Genomic DNA, 22,399 nt, shown 5'->3' with positions numbered 1-22,399 from the left:
TTTTGAAGCCTGTGTTTATTCTTTGAACAGCACTATCAAATCGGCCAAATCCGCACTTGAAAGTTCAGTGCCCGACTCATCAAGCTCAGAAGAAGCAATCATCCGCATTTCGCCAAGCTTATTAATTACCAGTTGCTTCATTTCTGAAAGTTCGGTGATGGAGGAAGGGTACGCAAATTCCAGATTTCTTTGGTAGGTCTCCTCATCGATATTGCCATCCGCCACAGGAAGATAGCCGTCAAACAATGTACTATGTTGTTCCGGTTCTTTGCGATTGTTGATGCTGACCGTAAAAACAGGTGCATTTTCTTCTTCAAAGATTTGAATATTGTAGCCCTTCATCACGATCCTTTGGGGCCCTTCTTTAAGCCGGTCATGATCAATCAAGTCTTTTATCTTTTCAAGACCTACTACCTCATCCAGCAGATGAGCTGAATAATTTTTCCTAAAATAGGGGTTATAGGAAAATAGATCCCGGAGGGTAAAAACGCCACTTTCATCAAAACCGGAAAGACCCTCCTCCAACATCTGATCAACGGTAGTCAATACCCCATTGCCTGCCATCAGCGATTGCTGGAAAATGGTATGATTAATAAGATCCAATGTTCCTTCCAGCTGGCTGATCAAAAACAGGCTACGTTCTTTTGAGAACCCGGGGTTGTTGCGGATTTCCTCCGGACGCAACAATTCCCCACCGTCATAAAGCTCCAAAAAGGGGAATAAATTGAGCACATAACGGGCATAATCCAAAACAGCGCCATAATTGCGATAATGGCTGTCTTCTTTCTTTAGATCAAATGTAATGCTGTCTTCAAGAGGTTTTAACGCATTTTTCAATGAATCCAGTAACCTTAAATTTTTCGGAACAAATAGAAGTGAATGGACCGTATTTTTATTCGTCCCTGTTCCGTCCAGGAGTTTGTTAAAGGCATAATCATATATCCGGTTGGGGGCTGCTTTGTTATTTTCTCCTTCCGGATTACACCCAACATATCGGAAAAAAGGAGAAAGAGGCTGTTCCTTGACCTTTAACAGCGCTGCAATACAACTTCCACAGGATCCACCCCGAAAGAAATTTTCCAGATCCTGATAATCCGAGATTTCTTCGTTTGCGATCCTTTTGGTAAAAGTCTCTGCCGGGGACCTGCAGAGGTCTTGATTTTGCTCCAGGGTTACCTCCAGAATAAGCTCCTTGATGCATTCATTTTGGTTGACAATATAGTTTAATTTTGTATCCACACGGCCCAGGCTTTGTAAGATATCCTGGCGGGTTTGGATCAATTCCCTGGAAAGCTGATCTAATTTTATATCAATGATATCAAGACGTTGTCCCAGATTATCCTCAAGGGCAAAAAGGTGTTCATGCACATTCTTAAAACCCTGGTTCATATTGGCCTCTAAACCTTCCAATTGCTTACTAATTTGGTTGAGCATTTTTAATTCGGGACCTGGTTGCGGTTCTTTAAATATGCCCAGGGCCGTTAAGCTGGCCTTGGCCCAGTTTCCAGCAGTGAAATTGCCTACGATATCGGTAAGGGCCAAACCCAGGTCGATGCTCTTTTCAATTTCAGGGTGGCAGTCCCGGCTCTGGCAAAAAACACTGAGTGCCTCCCGGCCCACTGTTCCAGCCTTACCAATGATCTCGGTTGCTTTAATTATATCTTGCTCCTTTTTGACTTTCCTTAAATTCTCTAGAACGGTTTGTCTTTTCTCCTCTCCCAGAAGCATACTGATGGCACTGTTTTCATTGTCCAATGCCTCAATCTTTTTGTTGATCGGTGAATTCTCGAAAATTTGATGGATTTCTTCAATCTTTTCTTCCTTCCGCATGGCTTCAAAAGATTCGGAAAGAGCAATGACTCTGCTATCGATTTCTACGATTCCATCCTGAATCGCTTCGGAGATAAATAAGATTTCCTGCTGTGTTACGGTGATATTATCGACTTTGGTATCGATATTTTCCAGGTTGTTGGTTACAATCTCCTGAAGATTTGCCAGGGCAATGGTATTTTCCTGTTGGGAATGCATGATTTCGGCCGCGGTATGGATAAAATGTTCCTGGTTTTGGATCAACTCCTGAAAATTAGTGACCACGGTTGCCTTTACATCAGACACCGCAGCATTGACCGTTGCCGACAGGTTGTCAATTTCCATGATAGCCCCATCATAATTATTTAACGAATTTTCCTGAGCATTTTTCACATAGGCCCTTGTTTGGGCCTCATCAAAGGCTCCCAACGCGTCCGCTTCAAGAATTTGCTCCTGCACATCGGGATCATCTAAAACCTGCCTAAAAACCGCATCCATACAATTTACGTCCCCCGAACAATGGTCTTCCACAATGGCATTGGCCGTAAGTTCAAAGGTTTCGCGGATTTTAAAGTCCCTCAGACGGGCATATTCCTGAGCATCCTTTTCAAAAAGATAGTTCGTTACTTGTTCACCAAGCCACCCTCCTGTTGCCTTTACATGGTTTCTCAAAGGAGAGGTACTCAAAATTGGTGATCTGGCTGCCATGCCTGTAAATTTCTCTACACCATTACTAACCAGGAACTTTAGCGCCTTATTTTTCCATCCAGGATCGTTTTCTCTGGAAAGATCATTCCAGTATTCCATCCTATCCACTAACTGTTCGATAAGTAACTTCTCTTCCTCCTGGGTAAGTCGGTTTTCCTGCTCAGGAAGTAGAAGTTGGAGGGTTTGAAAGGAATGCTGTACCGGCATCCGTTCCTGCGCATTTAAAGATTGGAGCATACAGCCTATCAACACGAATAATATTGAACAACTGGGAAAATAAAATTTTGTCTTCATCTCGCTCAATCATTATAATGAATCTATTTATTCATGTCAGTTTCAGGGACTCCGGAAAAGGAAACCCGGAATTCAAAAAATTCGAAAACCTTTAGCGGTCTAACTCCACTGGTTTTGGTTGAATGTTTTGGTTGACCCTAAAGAAATTCTCAGGATCGTATTTGTTTTTTATCTCCACCAGTTGGTTATAATTATCACCATAGGTACCACGAATCCGTTCTTCTCCTTCTTCCATCAGGAAGTTGATGTAGGAACCTCCGGCCGAATGCGGATGCAGGGCTTCCCAATAATCCCGAGCCCAATTGGCTATTTTATCTTTGTTTTTTGGATCAGCATCCACCCCAACAATCACCATCGACCAATTGGCATCCCGCTTACTCCAAGCTGTTTCATGCTTATCCACCCGGTTTACAGCTCCGTTAATGGGATAGAGGTGCATGCAGGATTGCGGAGTCGGTACTTCTGCAAAACGCAGGTGTTCGGCAATGGCTTCATCGCTTATTTCGTTGACATAATCGCCTTTCCAATACCATTGGTCACCCTTAGGATAGAATACATCGAACAAGCTTTGTAAAGCCGGATAAGGCATGGGGCCCGTGTGCTCGAATAGAGGCTCGGCTACCTCCCGGGCTTCCTGAATCGCCCGTTCGCTTTCTTCCAATGAGCCCGTATGGCACCACATCAGCCCACATACTTTCTTGCCCTGTACCGATTCAGGGAAAGGGGGTGCCGAAGGAATTTCAGCCAACAAAAAGAATGAGCCGATAGCTTCCGGCGCCTTGGGCAGCCAATCCCTGTACCATTTTAGGGTGGTTTCAAGTTGGTCTAGCGGCCAGAACAAAGGCCCTGCAATGACCGTATCTACCGGATGTAATTTGAATTTAAAGGAGGTGACAATTCCAAAATTACCCCCTCCACCACGAAGGGCCCAAAACAGGTCTTCGTTTTTTTCTTCGCTGGCTTTCACAAAACGCCCATCAGCCAGGACCACATCGGCTTCCAACAAGTTGTCAATGGTCAGCCCATATTGCCGGGTCAAATAACCGTGACCTCCCCCAAGGGTAAGCCCGCCTACGCCAGTGGTGGAGATTACCCCGCTGACCGTGGCCAATCCAAAAGCATGAGTCGCATGGTCCACATCCCCCCAGGTACATCCGGCTTCTACGGTGGCAGTACGATCTTCAGGGTCAACCTGAACCCCTGTCATTAAGGAAAGGTCAATCATCATTCCGCCATCACAAGTACCAAGACCGGGACCGTTGTGCCCTCCACTACGGATGGCCAACAATAAATCATGTTCTCGGGCGAAATTCACTGAATAGATGACATCTCCGGAATTTTTGCACCGCACAATCATCGCAGGGCATTTATCGATCATCCCATTGTATAGGGCACGCGCTTCGTCATATTGGGCATCCTCCGGCAAAATTACTTCGCCCCTAGTTTGAGATTTTAGTTCGTTAACCTGTTCTTCATTGATTTTCTGAGTATTCATGATTGGTTTTATTCACTGATCCTAAAATATTTGCTCCATAATTAAAGCCTGACAATTTCCTCCTTAAGAGAATAAACCACTGCAAGCACCTCTTTTTGGGATTCCTCATCGATCCCATGTTGTTCTAATACCATCATAATATCATCGGTTGCAGCTAAATATTCAGCTTCGCTGATGTTCATTCCCTTATGGGCGGCAGGCATGTCCCTTCCCGTATATTGTTCCGGGCCACCACTTCCGGCACAAAGAAAATTTGCCAGGTGGTCTTTGATTTGTTTCAAATTATCCGGGTCTTCCTTATAGGGTAAAAAGCGAGCCTTTATTTCATCATTAGCCATATGTGCCTTTACAATATCATCAACCAATGCTGAAATGCCTTGGGCTTTTCCCAATCGCTCGTATAGAGATTGGTTCTTTGTGTTCGGTTCCATAATTATCTAATTTTAATTTTAAAATAATAGGTTTTTTCGGTCTGAATGGGGCACCCAATCGTCCTGTTTGACAGGTACTGTCAAGCTTTAATTTTTTTCTCCAGTCAGTACGATAGTATGTGCTCCAAGTCCTTTTGCAGCTTTTTTTGTTCCTTCGTTGGAACTGCGGTCGAAATAATCCAAACGGTCGATTACGGTTACATTTTCGAACCCTGCCGACCGGATAATTTCCAAATAGCGATCTATCGGTTCAGCGCCGACAATACACTCTGCCCAGAGCTGGGGATTGGATTTCGACGTCTCGGAAACCGGTTTAGAAAGGACGATGTCTGCAATTTGAAGCTGACCTCCCGGCTTGAGGATACGATAAGCTTCGCGGAAGGCCTTTTCTTTATCAGGTACCAAATTGAACACACCGTTACTGATTACCACATCTACAGATGCCTCCTCCAAAGGCACCTTGTCGGCCCGGCCTTTGATTATTTTGGCCTGGTGCATACCGGCATTTTTGATGTTTTTCTGTGCCTTGGCAATCATTTCTTCGGTCATGTCTATGCCGAAAACCTGACCATCCGGTCCCGTTTTGAGGGCTGCAATCAACACATCGGTACCAGAACCGGAACCAATATCGGCCACCGTTTGTCCCGGCCGGATCATATCAGCCATTAATGGATAGCCGACTCCCGCAAAAGATTCAATGGCAGTATCGGGAATGGCGTTCAGCACCTCCTCCGGATAGCCCAGGAAAAGGCAAGAGTTTCTTCCCGTTGGGAAATGAAAGCCCTTTTCAGGTTTTACGGCTACTTCCTCATACATTTCTTTTACGGCATGAAACACCGATGCTTCATCTAATTTTGTATTTGAAATAGGCATAACTAGTAGTTTTATGGATTTTTGATTTTTCCCAAAACTACCAATCAAATCTTCCGGTTTTCTTCCGGTTTGAATGATGAAAAATGTAGCAACCCGGGTTTCTGAAAAATTCCTAAATCGGTTGAAGGGTTCGCTGTTGTTCAGCCATTAGTTTAAGGTAGTCTGCGATCGCAGGTTTAACGGCTTCAGGAACTTCATTTTCCAAAATCCTTCGGGATTTTTTCTTGAATTCCCCTGCTTGCTCCCAATTCATTTGGGCTGCACAAAAGCTGGATTTGATCATCGCTGTCATCGCTCTGCCAGTGGGATTACTTGTCTTTTTTGAAAGTTCAGCGATGGCTTTACAACATTCCTGGGCCTTCCCCAACTCCCTTATTTGTAAAAAATAATAGGAAAACCAGGGATAGAGTTCCAAAATACAGGCTGGGCAGGGTGCTGATTGGGCCAGCAGTTTTTCCGTGTTTTCAATCAATACCCCCACCTGTTCAAGGTCATGGGCTTCCACTCTGTTCCAGATTCCAATGGCATAAAGCCTTCGCAGGCAATGATCTCCCACCCCGGCCTGCATGGCATAAACAAAGCCGTCCTGTACGGTTTGCCAACCCAATGCTTTGTTTCCTGTCAAGGTAAGAAGTACACCTTTCCGGGCATGTGAATAGGCCATCCTTGCTGGAGAACCTTCCTGCGCAGTCATTTTTTTAAAAGAAACGGACCGTAAACCGTCCACCTGAAAAGAAACCCGCTCAGATAATGATTGTGGTTTCTGTAAAGGTTGATTTGTGTCAATATGAAACTCCCCCAAGCACCGGTGCAAATCGTTTGCCAGAAGAATTTCCGGGGACCAGCCAAGGATTTCAAGTTCCTCCTCATATTTTAAGCCTTCCTTAAAACGGCGAAGCGGAAGACATGTCATCGCCAGGATCTCGCAGGCTTGCGAGGCTTCTGCCTCCATACCCGCTTCTTTAGCCCCCCAAAATGCTTTTTGGGCCATACCATAAGCTTCATCCAATCGGTTGACGTTCCATAGATAAAGCGCTTTGGTAATCAACAGGCGTTCCTGAGGGCCGAGCTCACTTGTCTGAAGTGCGAATGCTTTGTCCAAATGCTTTTTTGAGGTTTCACTATCCTTTCGAAAAATCGCAGCGACGGCCATTTTTCGATGAAGTTCCTGTAATTCCTGATCTCGTATGGGTACGCATTCGTCAAGGGAAAGGGCTTCTTCATAGGCTTCGTAACTCTTCCCAAGCTGGCCCGAGGCCCGGTAAACATCACCGATCCCCTCCATTATTTCAGCCTTCAATGCTTTGGCATCCCCGACCTTGTTCCCGCAGGCCTGAATTTCTTTATTGATAACATCGTAGGCTTCCCTGTAACGCTGAAGTGCGTTTTCATGGGCATAAACCTTATCGGCACGTCTACCCGCAGTTTTTAAATAGTGGGCCGCCTTCATCCATTCTTTGGCCCCAAGATAATGCCAGGCAATTAATTCAGCGGGTGTTTCAGTCGTATCAGGTGACATTTCCACAATCATTTCCGCTACTCTTTGATGTAACATTTGTCGATGGGCCTCACCAATGGATGCATAGATGGTTTCCTGATCCAGTGCATGCCTAAAACTATAATCAAGACCGTTCTCTTCCAATATCCTGGACCGGAGGACCTCCTCAAGCGCATTAAACAGGTCATCATCATTTTCGACCTCCCACATAGATGACAGCATTTGGTAAGGTACCTGTCGCCCTAATACTGCTGCAATAAACAGCAATTGCCGGGCGGCAGGCGAGTGCCTCTCCAGCTTCTGCTCAAGAATTTTGGAAATGGACGGTGGGATTTTTTGGGTACCTGTTGCAGCGGATGGTATTTCATGGCTTTCCAACTTCTCAGAAAGGAACCTATTGCCATTTCCCCTGTAATGAAAAAAAAGCTCCAGGGCATAAAAAGGATTTCCTTCGGCAAGTTGATAAATATTCTCGGCCAATTCCTTAGATAACCTTTCATTTTCAGCCTGGGATTGGAGCAATTGGATGTGTTCTTCATAGGTAAAAGGGCCAAGTTCGAGTACTTCTCCTAAATGACCCTGCAGATCAGCTAACAGGCCGGATAAAGGCCGTCCTTTTTCATTTCGGTAAGTCAGTACATAAAGGAGGGGCATCCGACCGCGGTGCTCAATCAAATAGGCCAACAGATCATTGCTCGCGCGGTCGGCAGCATGCAGGTCTTCCAAAATGATGATAACAGGACCTGCCAGCGAAAGTTGGCAAAAAAACCGATGCACCTGGGCAAAGAGATCTCCTTTTGTGGCCCGTTTGTCTCCATGGGCTAACGGTTGCGTACTCCCGGCGAAACCTGGTATTAGGAATCCCAATTCATTGGGGAGAATATTTTTCAATCCAGATTGATGGCTGAGTATCTCTTCGAACAAATCAATGAAGGGTTCGTATAGCCTATTCCCCCGGTCAGAATGGGTGCATCCCATAAAGACATTTAATCTTTTTTCCCGGGCTTGCAGGCGTAATTCCTCAACCAAGCGGGTTTTACCCAGACCTGCTCCTCCGCATAGGACCATGCTTCCACCCATCCCTTTGCTTAAGTCTTCAAGGCTCTGATCTATAGCGGCACAGGCTTCAGCCCGTCCGATAAGGGGGGAGGAGGAACTAGAACCGGAAGTTCCATTAGAACTTGCTTCCTTCTTTTCCCGGAGTTTTCCTTCGGCCACATCATCCAGGATTTTCCTGGTATTTGGTGAAGGACTAATGCCCAGTTCATCCCGAAGGGTCTGTCTGCAAACTTCATATTGATGAAATGCGCGGGTCGGCTGCTCCATCTTGACAAAAATTCGCATCAACTGACCATGGGCGGTTTCCAATGTAGGCTCTTTATCCAAGGCAAGACGCATCAATTCAGCAGCTTCAGAGAGCTTGCCTTGATTTTCATAGGCTTCTGCCAAGGCGGAAAGCACATCCAGGTAAAGTTGACGATAATGCTCCCGAGGAAAGGAAGCCCAATCCGAATAGCGGTCCATGGGAAGAAAGTCACCGGAATAATATGACAAAGCATTTTCCAGTTCAGCTGTATTTTTATCCCTTAGTCCTATTCGAGCTGATTGGGTGAAAAGTGCTGTATCAGTAACCAATCCCCCTGGAGGAGAGACCTTTATAAGTTCATCGGTAATCCCAATCCAATTTCCCGCATCTTTATGGTGTTTTGCAAAGGCTTTTCGGATATGGTAAAGGGCTTTATACAATTGTGCATTGGCTGCATCCGCTTCCAATTCAGGCCATAAAATATCTACGGCATGATCCCTTACCATCTGATATTGCCGTTGGTGTGCCAGCAGCTTAAGTAAGGACCTGGCTTTTCTGCCCTTGATGGCCGAACTGGAAAGCATTTGTCCCTCAATATGAACTGCAAACCCACCAAGGAGTTTTATTTTTAAGGTAGGAGATAAAAGTGCTGCTGGTGAAGTCATGACCCGATCTTTTTGTTGAATTCAACCTTAGGATGAAGACGATGATAATCAACCAATTAACCCAATGTAACAAAAAATTGGCTCATTGTCAATCCAGCGAAGTTTAGCCATTTTAACGTAAGGGAACCGATTATCGGGAACAGCGGGACCTGGAACCCGCCTAAAAGGTGAGCTCTCTACTTTCAACCGACTCCATCCCCAAGCTCACCAGTTCTTTTTCCATTTCGGCAAATTTTTCATCATCCAATGCCCGGGTGGCATCGGAAATTAACGTAACCTCAAACCCTTCTTGCAGGGCATCTTTTAGGGTAAAATAAACACATACATCCGCCGCCAATCCACAGCAATAAATGACAGGATCGCCCTTTTCTTTCAAGTATCCTGTAAGTCCCGTACTTTTTTTATGGCCATTGTCATAAAACCCGCTGTAACTGTCAATATCCCGGTCCATACCTTTCCGAAAAATTGCTTCTATTGGATTTGCATTTAAATCGGGATGAAAGGCGGCACCTGACGTTCCTTGTACACAATGGTCTGGCCAGAGAATCTGATCCAAGCCTTGGTGCACGATCTCCTCAAAAGGTTTTTTTCCCTTATGATTGGAGGCAAAACTCATATGGTCTTGGGGGTGCCAGTCCTGAGTGGCCAAGACCAACTCAAACCGACCCATCAGGCCATTGATCACCGGTACGATTTCATCTCCACCAGGAACAGCCAATGATCCCCCCGGGATAAAATCATTTTGTACGTCAATAATTAACAGTGCATTCATTTCTTATATTTTCTTATCAAAATAGCGCGCTCTTCTTTCACTATTTGCCGTTCATTAATATAGGTAGCCGTAAGATCAATCCTCCAACTGTTCTAGTCTTTTCTTGAAAGTTTCAAAATCACTTTGGTCAAACAGTACCAGTCGGATTTTTTGGATGTTTTTTAAGTGAGGTATGGTTTTCTTGATAGTGTCCAGGGCTATCCCGGCAGCGGCTTTGATGGGATAACCAAAGGCTCCTGTAGAAATCGAAGGGAAGGCAATAGAAGTAAGTTTATACTCATCAGCCAGGAGCAATGCATTTCGGTAGCAGTCAGCCAACAGGGAATCGGAAGGTTGGTCCACTCCATACACCGGACCCAGACAATGGATGACATGGCCGTTGGGCAATCGGTGGCCGCTGGAAATAACCGCTTCCCCAGGGTTTATGGGTGCCATGGGTTTACATTCCTTCGCCAGCGCCGGCCCAGCGGCACGGTGAATGGCACCAGCCACTCCGCCACCGGTTTCCAATTGCGCATTGGCTGCATTGACGATAACCGAAACATCCGGCTGTTGGGTAATATCACCCTGTACCAGTTCAACTTGAATATTTTGGATGGTTTGTATGGTTTGATGTGCCATGCTTTAAGATAATCAATAATTCACTTCCTGCAAAGCATTGTGGATCAAGGGTTGCCATATTTCAATTTAGCCAAAACCGGCCAATGGTCCGCAATGAATACAGCGTCTTGAATGATTTTATCTACCTGGTAGCTGTTAACGTTAAAGCCAGGATCTACAAAAATATAATCCACCGCATTAGGAGGCCGGAGCTGCCAGTTTTCTTCAAATCCATTACCGGTAGCTCCGGCAGAAATCACCTTTTCCGCTGCAAATTCAGCACTTTCCATCTGCAATCGTTGGCTCATCGTCTCGATCAGATATACATAGGGCTCTTTTCCATATCGGGGATGTTCTTTGCGGATGTTAAAATCTCCGGTAGCTAAAAGCGGTGCTTCACCTGCAATCTCTTCCATCTTTTCGACCAGTAAGTCCACGCTCTTAAAACGGGCTTCCGTGCCTCTGTTGTCAAAGTGGGTATTAAAATGAAAAATAACCTTTCCGTTTTCCTGATCTTTGAGTTTAGCCCAGGTTACTATCCGGGGAAGCTGCGCATCCCAACCTATACTACCAGGCTCCTCAGGGGTATCTGAAAGCCAAAAGGTCCCGGATTCCAGTAAATGAAACCGATCTTTACGATAGAAAATGGGATTGTATTCTCCTCCCTTCAGCCCGTCTTTGCGCCCCCTACCGACGAAATCATGATTCGGCATTATGCTTTTCAAATCGAGTAACTGCCGGTGCGTTACTTCCTGAAAACCCAGCAGATGGGGAGCAGATTCGGCAATGAAGTCTGCAACTATCGGCAGGCGATTTTCCCATTTATTCTTTCCATCTTTCGGATTATCATAGCGAATATTTAGGTTAACGATGATTAATTCCGCTGGTACCTGGATTTTCGGAGTCGAAATCCCGAAAATCGAAACGTAGCTTGTCAGAAGCAATACGAATAAATAGCTCATGCAAGTTAAGGTACAAAATTCCCAGAGGATTAGAAACCTTGCAAATGAATCTCCTGCCACTTTGAATTTCCCAAACCATGCTTACTTCTTTTAAACAAGCAATAGGGAGAGGCCAGTATTGATCCAACTAAATCAATTCATTTTTGCTTTCAGTAACCGGCTTCATACAAGCTATCAGATCACGTACACTGACTGTGGCGATTCCGGAAGTAATATCGGACATGGCATAAGGCACAACCAGAATATTATTATGAATCAACGCTCCACAGGAATACACTACGTTGGGAACATAGCCCTCACGTTCCTCTTCATTGGGTGTGAGCAGGGGTTCTTCCAGGCGGGCAATGACTTTGGTCGGATCTTCCAGATCAAGCAATATGGCTCCGATGAAGTATTGTCTCATGGCGCCTACCCCATGGGTGAGCACTAGCCAACCTTCGTTGATCTCCAGCGGGGAACCACAGTTTCCAATCTGAAAGAATTCCCAGGGCAAGGATGGCTCCTGAAGGAGTATCGCTTCATCCCAGAAATGCAGGTGGTCAGAAAACATGATGTAATTGTTTTCTCCATCTACACGAGACAGCATGGCGTACCTTCCATTTATTTTCCGCGGAAATAGGGCCATCCCCTTATTTTGAACGGCTTTACCGTTTAAGGTAATGATGTCAAAATTAACAAAGTCTTTTGTCTTCAATAATTGAGGTAGAATAGAAACCCCGTTGTAAGCGGTATAGGTCGCATAATAAGTAACGGTGCCGCCATCATCGAAAAACTTCACAAATCGGGCATCCTCAATTCCCCGGCTTTCATTCGCTGATATGGGAAAAATGACGTGTTCGGATATATCATGGTTTTTGTCAAACCTGATAAAATAATTGGAATCCGCCAGCCAGTTTATATTTTTGATGGCCTCAGTATCGAATGCCTCTTCGGTATCCATCTGAACGGCGGCTACTTGACTTTCTAATTCATTGATGGAGAAGGAGTCAGCCAAATTTTCAAAAACACGGACACTTGTTTCGTTCCAGGCATTCATACTTTTCAACTTGAGCTCAAATAAATGACGGTCATAGGACTGATCATGCCTGATTCTAGGGGTATCAACAAATTCACTTACCGGATTGATCAAAAAAGTACGATCGGCCTTTATAATACCACTCCGGAATACAATGGAAGATATGTGTCCTTCGCCAGTAGCCCTGAGGCTCATGATAAATCGGATACTTCCATCAGGTAGGTCGTCCTGGTTGGGGTGGGGGACAATTGATGGATTGAAAAGGGCCGCTGATTCGACAGAGTACTCCATGGTAAAAAAGGCTCCTATCAAAAGCTCTTTGGTAGGGCTTACTGTTGTTTCCGGAGCGATATATTGCGACACTCTTGAAAAATTACGCTTAAAAATATCATCTATATTCTTGTGACGTCCGACAAAATGGAGGTATATATGGTGTAATATATCTTCGGCATTCGCTTCCGTCAGTTGGAGTACCCGCCCAATTATTTTCGGTATACGCGCGATGTCGGTAACATGGGCCCGAGTAATTACCCGAGACGAGTTTCTAACTATTTTAATTCTGGTTCTTTTAACCAACGGTTTTCTAATTGCCTTGTCGTACATGTTTTCCAGGTTCCTTTTTGCTACAGCCATTTATTAAAAAATAATTTTCATAATTCTCATTCGTTCTCGTAATGCGCTACCCATTCAAAATTTGGTGATAAACCTGAAGGTAACTTTCGGTCATCTTTTCCCTGCTGAATTTAGAAAGTGCCTCTTTTCTACAGCTTTTTCTATCGATAGATGCAATATTGCCCACTGCAGTAACCGCTTCTTCGATGGTATTGACCAAAAACCCGGTTTTCCCATCCACAATCAATTCCGCCATGGAGCCTAAATTAAATGCTATGACAGGGGTACCGCACATCATCGATTCTGCCACACTCAAACCGAAAGGTTCTTTAAAACTAATCGGATGAAGTAAGGCATAGGCTTCTCCCAATAATTGGTCCCTTTCCTTTGGGCCCGAATTACCTACAAAGACAATATCATCGTCATTAATGAAGGGTTTTACCTTCTCGTTAAAGTAATCCTGATCCTGAACCAACCCGGAAATGATCAACTTTCTGCCCGATTGCTTGGCAATCTGTATGGATTCGTAGGTACCCTTCTCGGGGTGAATTCTGCCAAAAAACAATAAATAATCGGTGCCATTTTTCCGGAATGTAAATTCATCCGGATGGATGCCATTGTAAACCGTCGCGATGTAGTCAAGATCCGGATGGCGGTCGGAGTTGCTGATAGAAACATAAAAATTGTCTGGATTGTAATTTCTGTAGACCGGAAGAATTCTTGCCGAAGAAAACCCATGGATGGTGGTAATCATGGGTGGTTTTATCAGACGGGAGTAGCTAAGCGGGAGAAAGTCAAAGTGATTATGAATTAAATCAAAATTGCCTGCTTGCTCCATCAAATTACTAATATGAAGGCTTTCCCAAACTTTTGGGTCAATAGCTGGATTTTCCGCATAGCCCTTATCGGTAACATGCGCCAATTTTCCGGTGGTTATGGAATTTCCGGTGGCAAATAAAGTGACATCAATACCTTTTTCTACCAGCCCTTCCACGAGATTAGAAGCCACCTGTTCCCAAGGCCCGTATTTTACGGGTGGGGTTCTCCATGCAATGGGGGATAAAACCGCTACTTTCATAATTTCGAATAAAGCTACTATTTAAAAAGTGGTTTTTTAAAGGGTTTCCCAGCAGTTGAAGGCCATCAGTGCCTTCAAAACGTAGAAAAGTGAACAGGGTAATTTTTTCTCCCACATCTCACTGGCAGTCGATCCTACTCGGTGGATTAAGATAAGCAATCCATTAACAAACGGACAAAATCTACCTGAAAACAAACACCTCTTTCAACACCATCCTACGGCCGTTTCTTTCCAATTAAATAACAACAAAAAATAATACGATCCCTTCTATCATTTTTAAAGTCCCGCCAAGGTACGCCTTACTTTTAGAAAGGATAGGATTACTGTAATTATTATTTTACTACTTTCCGCAAGGACTCCGGTATAAAATCCTTTTCTTCAAATTCTTCAAAGGCCTGCAAAACAATCAAATAGGAAATTAAATAGGCCAGCGAGCTTTCTGCTCCCTGATTCCGATTAACACCATAGCTTTCAAAGCCATCGCAACAGCCTTTCGTCTCAAAATCGAACAAACTCATCCGCAAGTCATTCTCACCCAGAAACCACATAAAACACGAAAACAACTTTGTCAGGTATTCCTTGTTTTTGGTAAGGTGAAATGCTTGTTGGTACATTAGAATCATGGCAAGTGCATCGATGGGTTGCTGTGCAAATAGAGAACGTTCCCCTTCTTTTTCGTACCAATTTTCATTACCAATGATTGATAAATAGCCATCTTTAAGCGTGACACTCGTAAGGAAGTTCATGCTTTCCAACGCTACTTCGGTAATGCGATCCTCATTAAGTATTTCTGCTGCATTCAAAAGGGCGAGCGGCAACATGCCATTGTCATAGGCAAGCAAGGCCTCAAACCACTTCCAATCCTCAGAACTGTTGGCCTCATAATGCCTGACCAGTTTCCAGGCAAGGTTTCTTAGACGCTCAGACATGGAATCATCTCCAGGATTGGCTTTTAGGTAGTAACTTATTCCCAACATGGTGTTGGCTATCGCTCTGATAGATTGAAGTTTTTCGAAATTGGGGGCCGCATCAAAGAAAACAAGCTTTCCAGTTTGGTAGTAGGCATCATTGGGCGCATTGCCTAAAAGGTACCCCAGTGCCCAGATGGTCCTTCCAAAGGAATCTTCCGAACCTACTTCATCCAGGAATTGCCGGCTGAAACTGAGGAAATTACGGAAAGTACCGTCTTCATTTTGCATGTAATGAATGTAACTCAGGTAAATAGGTGCCAAGGCTAACGCTTGTTTATCCTTTGTCTGTTTATAGTCCATTAGTACCATCAGCAAGGCCCTGGCATTATCATCCAGGCAGTAGCCTTCTTTCAGATTCGGGATGCCAAACTTGGCGTGCTGGATAATTCCCGTATCATCTGTAAGCCTTTTGATATGATCCAGGGAAAAGGGGGGTAGCAAAAGAGGGTCTATTAAGGTATCCTCGGGGGATAAAACGTGTGGACTTGCCGCGGATACTTCTTTGGCAAGCGCGACGTATTTATCTCCGGATTTTGACCAGGTGATGGTTTTTCCATAATCCCGCGCCTTTTTCCGGATCTCTTTCAGTGCTTTGGGATCATCCAACAGTTCCATCAGAATGCCTGATAGTTGCTCCGAATCATTAAAGTTAAACAACCGGCCCCTTCCTTCATCCAATAGCTCGGTGGCATGCCAATAGGGCGTAGAAATAACGGCCGAACCTACTCCTACGGCATAGGAAAGGGTGCCGCTCGTAATCTGGGCCTCATTTAAGTATGGAGTAATGTATAAATCTGAGGCTGACAGGTATTTGAATAACTCATTTTGAGCAATGAACTCATTCAGAAAAATAACGTGGTCTCTCAGGTTCAGGTTTTTAACTAATAAATGAAGGTAGTTTCGGTATTCTTCGCCTGAGTGATGGAGCACATTTGGGTGGGTTTTTCCAAGTACCATGTAGACCACTTCGGGATGCTTCTCGATGACTTTAGGCAGTGCTTTTATGACGGTTTCAATCCCCTTATTCCGACTGATGATCCCAAAAGTGAGTAAAAACTTCTTTTTTTCAAGCTTTAGTTCCTTTTTAGATTGTTTTTGATCAAATTGAATTTCCGGTACTCCGTGTTCAATAAGTGCTATTTTATCCTTGTCCACTTCGTAAATGGTGGTGAGAAACTCGACTGCCTTATGACTCATCACCACCACTTTATAAGCCATTCTGCAAATCTGTTCTAATACGGCCTTTTCATTATAGGAGGGTTTCTCCAGAATGGTGTGGAGGGTGACGATAAGGGGTATTTCAAGGCGGTGAAGCATGGGAAGGATGTACATCCCGTTCTGCCCGCCAAAAATCCCGAATTCATGTTCCAAGATACATACATCTGCGCCGCTAAGATTGATGAACTTGACCGCTTTCAAATAGTCGCGTTGGTGTTCCTGCCGGATAATTGCTTTTACTTCCTCCGGATAGTTGTAATCAAGATCGTGGTCGCTCATAGCTACCACAAATCCTTCAACCGATTGGTGCTCCCTACCCTCTTCCGAAAAACCAGGTTTGGTTACCATTGATTGGTAAAGGTTCTGAGTAAAAATACCAATTCCGCACTCGCGGGGGGGATAGGTGCCGATATATACAATTTTCATAGCTTTAGACACTGCAAATATCAGGCCCCCTTGCTGATGAAGGAAATATGCAACCCTTTTTAGTGATGGAGCAAAAAATCTTTTACCAATTCACTGTAGGCCTGGCTATGCCGTTTTGGATCTTCTTTTAGGGTGATTTCTACTACCAAGTCAGCAATTTCTGTGTCCATTCCGTATGAACAAATTTCCCGGTGGGGATTATGATGTGGTTGATCTCGAATCAGATAGCGGTGCTGAAGGCGTAGCTTCGAGCGTTGTGCACTTTCCTTAAACAGGTTCATTTCTCTAGGCGGCAGAATCAGCCAAAATAGCCCATCCTTTCGCAATAACTGCTCCACCCCCTTCAACAGGTCTTTTTGCGAAAGTTGTTCATTGTGCAAGGCGACATTTCTACCTGGGTTTACCGACTTGAGGTGATTCGAAAAATAGGGGGGATTACTTACGATCAAGTCGTATTTTTGGTCGCTATTTTGAGAAAAATGCTGAAAAGAATCGTTGAAAATTGCCACCCTATGCTTCCAGGGACTTTCCTGGATATTTTCTGAAGCCTGGGAAAAAGCCTCCCGCTCTAATTCGACCCCATGTACCCGGGCAATAGGATACCGCTGTGCCAGCATCAATCCGATAACCCCCGTACCCATTCCGATATCCAGGATCATTTCTGGATGGCTCTGACGGGCCAGGGCACCTAGCAGAACCGCATCGGTACTCAGCTTCATGGCACAGCGGTCCTGTCGGATCGAAAATTGTTTAAATTTGAAATAATGATTCCCCATCGTTAAAATAAGCCCTGCTTTCCGTCGGCTTCGTATCCCTCATCGGTTTTCAGGGCAGCACCGGAAGCTGCTTCAACGGCCAATTGGTCACACCGCTCGTTTTCCAAATTGCCATCATGGCCCTTTACCCATTGGAAGCGAGGTTTGAACCGGGTATGGAGGGGGATGTATTTTTTCCAAAGATCCGGATTTTTCTTGTCTTTAAATCCCTTTTTTTGCCAACCCCATATCCAGCCCTTTTGGACTGCATCCACCACATATTTGCTGTCGGAATAGATCGTGACGGGCATCCCCGCTACCTTCAGCGCCTCCAACCCTTTGATGACCGCCATCAGTTCCATGCGGTTATTGGTAGTTCGGCGAAAACCTTCCGAAAGCTCTTTCCGCAGGTCTTTGTAAAGGAGTACCACTCCATATCCCCCGGGACCCGGGTTGCCCCTGGAGGAGCCGTCGGTATAAATTTTAATCATAGCTGGTCTTCAAGTCAAAAAACAAAAATACATTAAATATCAATAGGGCTGAAATTTTCCACGGTTTGAGGCAAAACTGCTCCGTCCTCCCCTCACCAGGTGGCAAAAGCAGGAATTTTCTAAAAAGCAGGCAATCAGATGCGGGAAGATTGGGTTTTCTGTAGTAAATTCAAAGCTGAAACAAAACGACCACCTATGCCTGCAAATGCTTTTTTCTCCTTCAAACAACTATTACCAGGAATGTTGATTGCCTTTTGTTTCTATTTTCACCCGGCAACATCTCAGGAAATGGGTTTTGAAGAATACGAGCCGGTATCCACGCTGGTAGTTCCTGAGAATCCGGTAATGCAGGCCAAATTTCCCTTTGTGGATATCCATAGCCACCAATGGAATGTAACTCAGGAATTGATCCACCGCCTCGTAAGGGAAATGGATGAACTGAATATGGCCACCATGGTCAACCTTAGTGGGAAGGGCTTTGCTCGCAGCCGTTCAGAAATCGACGCACAGGAATACCTCAATTCCATGATCCGCAGGTTTAATGGGGTAGCACCTGGTCGTTTTATCGTATTTACCAATTTAGGCTTTGATGGGTTTGGTGGGGAAGATTGGGTAAAAAATGCCGTGGCAGAGCTTGAAACGGATGTGAAAAATGGTGCCAATGGACTGAAAATTTACAAAAGCCTGGGGCTTTCTGTCAACGACATAAACGGCAATCGTGTACCAATCGATCATCCCGACCTGGATCCGATTTGGGCCAAATGTGGGGAACTGGGAATTCCTGTTCTGATCCATGCTGCAGACCCGGCCCCCTTTTGGGAGCCTATGGATGCCAGCAACGAGCGTTGGCTGGAACTGAAAATTAACCCCAACCGGAAAAGAGGCGCGGATAATCCGGCTCCTTTCGAACAAATCATCGCCGAGCAGCATCACATTTTCCGCAAGCATCCCGAAACCACCTTTATCAATGCCCACATGGGCTGGATGGCCAATGACCTGGCCAAAGCGGGAAAGCACCTGGAGGAATATCCCAATGTAAATTTTGGTATTGGAGCCGTCATTGCTGAATTTGGCCGGCAGCCCAGAATGGCCCGGGAATTTTTTATCCGCTATCAGGACCGGATTCTGTTTGGAAAAGATGCCTACAACAAGGAAGAATTTTACACCTATTTCCGGGTATTGGAAACCGCCGATGAGTATTTCCCCTATTACAAAAAATACCACGCCTTCTGGCGCATGTACGGACTGGACCTTCCGGACGAGGTGCTGAAAAAAGTGTATTATAAAAATGCCCTGCGCATCATCCCGAATATGGATGCCAGCCTTTTTCCGGAATAATTAATCGGGTTGGCAACCCTTATTCAACACCCTAAAATCGGCTTTTACTAGCGGTTTGCATCCGATGGATTTGAAAAGAATTTTTTAATTGTTTTGGAAAAATAAATCGATTGAACGTATATTTCGAGACCATTTTTCTTTAGTCTGTTTTTATCAACTTATTATAATCGTTTTTTACGCTTTCTTTTTTTTACCATGAAAAATTTCCCTTTTTCCACCTTTCTGGTTGGGGCATTGCTGTTTGTTTTTGGAGCTTCGTGTACGTCTGATCCTACACCAGAAAATAAGCCCTCCGCAGAAGTTTCATTTTCCATTGACCTTAACGAACCCATTCCATCTTCGGCTAATGGCCGAATTTCTTCCGAAAGACTTCAGGAGGTGGTATCTGTTTGGATGGCCATTGAAGATGAAAATGGCGTGCTTGAAGGTTTTCCAAAAAAGGTTGACGATTTCATCCTTGATGGGAATGAAGTACGATTCGAACTTTTTAACCTGCCAATAGGGCGCTACCAGCTCACCAGGTTATGGCTTGAAGATGCCAAGGGGGAAGCGATTTATGCGATTCCCCTGGAAGGATCTCCCCTTTCTTCGGCGGTACCAGATGCCCTTCCTATGCCATTTGAAGCTACAGAAAGTATTGAAAATAGTCTGTCCACAACATCTCTGTCCACAAAAGGCCATAGTCCGGAGGATTTTGGCTTGGACCAAGAAGAAGTGATATTTAGAGAGGAGCCTGCTTGTGATGGGAGGACATTTGAGGGACGGGTTCATTTGCTTTCTCAGAAAATGATTGAAGATTTTGGAGCCCTCTGTTATACCAAAATAATTGGAGATATTATGATTACAGACCATCAAGAAACTATTGACTTATCTCCACTAAATTCCATTCGGGAAATAGAAGGTGATCTTATTATCAGAAAAAACACCTATTTAACAAGCTTAAACGGACTGGAAAATCTTTCCAAAGTAGGCTGGTTGTTAATAGCTGAAAATGAAAGTTTAAACTCCCTTCAAGGTTTACAAAACCTCAGGGAGGTTAAATCAAGACTTTTCATTCAAAATAATCCCCAACTCAAATCTCTAAAAGGATTGGAAAATTTAACTATCGTGGGCGAGATGATACAAATTAGTTCCAATGAGAATCTTGAAGATTTTTGTGCTTTAAAAAACATAAATTCCGCCAATTCAAATAGGCAACCCAATGTCACTGGAAACGCAAATAATCCAGATTTGAACAACCTTTCTGATGAAAACTGTAGTAACTAACTGATATGCTTTTAGTATATTTATTGACCTGCTACTGTAGTTATTTTTCCTATTCCAAATTAAATTTTATTATGTTCGTTTTTTCACAGCGATCCTTTGAATAGGAAAGGCAGGCCTGAAGGGCCTGAACAACAATAACCGTGGGTGCAGCCCACGGCTTGCTGACCACCAAGTACTTCCAACCCCAGATGGGGTTGAACCTGAATGGCATGCCACGCAAGAATAAAACTTCCGGAGATTGGGTCATACGATCGATTTTTTCATTTTTGGGTTTACCTAAAAAAAGGCAGCTTTTTAAAACTGCCTTTTGTATTACTTCATAAAATCAACTAATCAATTTTAGGCTTCCGCCTCACTTTGCTCATAGGAATAGAAGGACTGATCCCTTCTGGCCAGCGAAGATTTACCACCACTAAGGAATTTGTCTACTTCTACAGCACACTCTCTTCCTTCTGCGATGGCCCATACGACCAGGGATTGTCCCCGGCGCATGTCTCCTGCGAGAAACACCTTGGGAACAGAGCTTTGGTAATTTTTGGATTTGGGGAGCCCGTTTTCCAATAGATCCACATCAAAAGCCTCTAAAAGACCAGATTTGGGACCAAGGTATCCAATCGCCAACAAAGCCAAATCACATGGCAAGGTTTTTTCGGTGCCCTCAATCTCGAAAAACTGCATCCTCCCGTTTTCCTCCTTCCACTCTATTTCTACAATCGACAGCCCTGTGACAATGCCCTTAGAATCCTTGGTAAATTCTTTGGTAAGAACCGACCAAACCCGCTCTGCACCTTCTTCGTGGGAGCTAGATGTCCTCATCGTCATAGGCCATTCCGGCCAGGGATTGAGGGTAGTCCTCGCTTGAGGTGGTTTGGGAAGTAATTCCAACTGGGTAACAGAAGCTGCGCCATGCCGGTTAGAGGTACCGATACAATCGCTTCCGGTATCCCCACCACCGATCACGATGACATGCTTATCCTTCGCACTAATCGGATTCTCATCCAATTCCCCTGCAATTACCTGATTTTGTCGCCCCAGGAATTCCATAGCAAAGTGAACCCCTTTGGCATCCCTGTTATTAATTTTCAGATCCCTGGGGTGTTGGGCTCCTGTGGACAAGACCACTGCATCGTAATTTTGAAGAATATTGTCGGCTTTGATGTTAAAGCCTACCTCGGTATCCTTACTAAATATGACCCCCTCTTCGTTCATCACATTTACCCGTCGGTCGATCACCCATTTCTCTAGCTTAAAATCGGGAATGCCGTAACGCAGTAAGCCCCCTACTTCCTTGTCTTTTTCAAAAAGGGTCACCTCGTGACCTGCCTGGTTCAACTGGTCAGCCGCTGCAAGGCCTGCCGGACCGGAGCCAATAACGGCTACTTTTTTACCTGTTCGGTGAGTCGGAATCTTTGGCTTGACCAAATCAAGCTCAAAGGCTTTTTCGGCGATACTCTTTTCGATCAATTCGATCGCTACCGGGTCTTTGTTGATGCCTAACACACAGCTCGCTTCGCAGGGAGCCGGACAAATCCTTCCGGTGAACTCGGGGAAATTATTGGTGCCCCGCAAGATGTTGTAAGCCAATTCCCATTCTTTTTGGTAAACGGCATCGTTGAAATCGGGGATGACATTTCCCAGGGGACAGCCGTTGTGACAAAAGGGTATCCCACAGTCCATACAACGGGCTGCCTGCTGGTTCAGCACTTTGGGATCCAAAGGCTTGTGTATTTCCTTGTAATCGTTTTTCCTATCTTCAGGCGACCGTGAGCGTTCCAGCTCTCTTTTATATTTTAAGAATCCTTCCTTATCCGGCATA

Annotated in this window: 16 protein-coding genes; 2 read left to right on the top strand and 14 right to left on the bottom strand. The window is 44.7% G+C overall.

Going from position 1 to position 22,399, the window contains the following annotated elements:
* Positions 1-15: 15 nt before the first annotated feature.
* The 13 genes from GJS45_RS14595 to rnhA form a co-directional block, all read right to left on the bottom strand.
* Positions 16-2,754 carry a hypothetical protein gene (locus GJS45_RS14595; protein WP_162342587.1) on the bottom strand — a complete coding sequence of 913 codons (2,739 nt, stop codon included), beginning with the start codon at positions 2,752-2,754 and terminating at the stop codon, positions 16-18.
* Between the two features lie 148 nt (positions 2,755-2,902).
* On the bottom strand, positions 2,903-4,306 hold the full coding sequence (locus tag GJS45_RS14590; protein WP_162342586.1) for an FAD-binding oxidoreductase: 1,404 nt from the start codon (positions 4,304-4,306) through the stop codon (positions 2,903-2,905).
* 41 nt (positions 4,307-4,347) lie between these two features.
* A complete protein-coding gene (locus GJS45_RS14585) occupies positions 4,348-4,737 on the bottom strand; it encodes a group I truncated hemoglobin (protein WP_162342585.1) in 390 nt (129 codons plus the stop codon).
* 87 nt (positions 4,738-4,824) lie between these two features.
* The gene (locus GJS45_RS14580) at positions 4,825-5,610 is read right to left on the bottom strand and encodes a methyltransferase domain-containing protein (RefSeq protein WP_162342584.1); all 786 of its coding nucleotides are present in this window, start codon (positions 5,608-5,610) and stop codon (positions 4,825-4,827) included.
* 112 nt (positions 5,611-5,722) lie between these two features.
* Entirely contained in the window at positions 5,723-9,079 is a 3,357-nt protein-coding gene (locus GJS45_RS14575) for an AAA family ATPase (RefSeq protein WP_162342583.1), read from the bottom strand.
* A 160-nt stretch (positions 9,080-9,239) separates the two neighbouring features.
* Positions 9,240-9,851 carry a bifunctional nicotinamidase/pyrazinamidase gene (gene pncA, locus GJS45_RS14570; protein WP_162342582.1) on the bottom strand — a complete coding sequence of 204 codons (612 nt, stop codon included), beginning with the start codon at positions 9,849-9,851 and terminating at the stop codon, positions 9,240-9,242.
* 75 nt (positions 9,852-9,926) lie between these two features.
* Positions 9,927-10,472 (bottom strand): macro domain-containing protein, encoded by a 546-nt coding sequence (locus GJS45_RS14565; protein ID WP_162342581.1) that lies wholly within the window; start codon positions 10,470-10,472, stop codon positions 9,927-9,929.
* 44 nt (positions 10,473-10,516) lie between these two features.
* On the bottom strand, positions 10,517-11,413 hold the full coding sequence (locus GJS45_RS14560) for an endonuclease/exonuclease/phosphatase family protein (RefSeq protein ID WP_162342580.1): 897 nt from the start codon (positions 11,411-11,413) through the stop codon (positions 10,517-10,519).
* A 127-nt stretch (positions 11,414-11,540) separates the two neighbouring features.
* Positions 11,541-12,791: a glycoside hydrolase family 130 protein gene (locus GJS45_RS14555; RefSeq protein ID WP_317165107.1), complete on the bottom strand. Its 1,251-nt coding sequence runs from the start codon at positions 12,789-12,791 to the stop codon at positions 11,541-11,543.
* A 316-nt stretch (positions 12,792-13,107) separates the two neighbouring features.
* Positions 13,108-14,118 carry a glycosyltransferase family 4 protein gene (locus GJS45_RS14550; protein WP_162342579.1) on the bottom strand — a complete coding sequence of 337 codons (1,011 nt, stop codon included), beginning with the start codon at positions 14,116-14,118 and terminating at the stop codon, positions 13,108-13,110.
* A 332-nt stretch (positions 14,119-14,450) separates the two neighbouring features.
* Complete coding sequence (locus GJS45_RS14545; protein ID WP_162342578.1) at positions 14,451-16,733, bottom strand: glycosyltransferase family 4 protein; 2,283 nt, start codon at positions 16,731-16,733, stop codon at positions 14,451-14,453.
* A gap of 59 nt (positions 16,734-16,792) precedes the next feature.
* Complete coding sequence (locus GJS45_RS14540; protein WP_162342577.1) at positions 16,793-17,452, bottom strand: tRNA1(Val) (adenine(37)-N6)-methyltransferase; 660 nt, start codon at positions 17,450-17,452, stop codon at positions 16,793-16,795.
* A gap of 59 nt (positions 17,453-17,511) precedes the next feature.
* Positions 17,512-17,979 (bottom strand): ribonuclease HI, encoded by a 468-nt coding sequence (gene rnhA / locus GJS45_RS14535; protein ID WP_162342576.1) that lies wholly within the window; start codon positions 17,977-17,979, stop codon positions 17,512-17,514.
* Positions 17,980-18,219: 240 nt separating this feature from the next.
* On the opposite strand from rnhA, the gene GJS45_RS14530 reads away from it, so the two are divergent.
* Both GJS45_RS14530 and GJS45_RS14525 read left to right on the top strand, forming a co-directional pair.
* Positions 18,220-19,317 (top strand): amidohydrolase family protein, encoded by a 1,098-nt coding sequence (locus tag GJS45_RS14530; RefSeq protein WP_162342669.1) that lies wholly within the window; start codon positions 18,220-18,222, stop codon positions 19,315-19,317.
* A gap of 393 nt (positions 19,318-19,710) precedes the next feature.
* Positions 19,711-20,583 carry a receptor L domain-containing protein gene (locus GJS45_RS14525; RefSeq protein ID WP_162342575.1) on the top strand — a complete coding sequence of 291 codons (873 nt, stop codon included), beginning with the start codon at positions 19,711-19,713 and terminating at the stop codon, positions 20,581-20,583.
* 339 nt (positions 20,584-20,922) lie between these two features.
* Here the strand turns inward: GJS45_RS14525 and GJS45_RS14520 are convergent, their stop codons facing one another.
* Positions 20,923-22,398 (bottom strand): glutamate synthase subunit beta, encoded by a 1,476-nt coding sequence (locus GJS45_RS14520; RefSeq protein ID WP_162342574.1) that lies wholly within the window; start codon positions 22,396-22,398, stop codon positions 20,923-20,925.
* Between the last annotated feature and the right edge of the window lies 1 nt (position 22,399).

The organism is Cyclobacterium salsum (assembly GCF_010119245.1).
GTDB lineage: Bacteria > Bacteroidota > Bacteroidia > Cytophagales > Cyclobacteriaceae > Cyclobacterium > Cyclobacterium salsum.
Note: the sequence above shows the minus strand (reverse complement) of the source record. Positions and strands in the feature narration are given on the sequence as shown.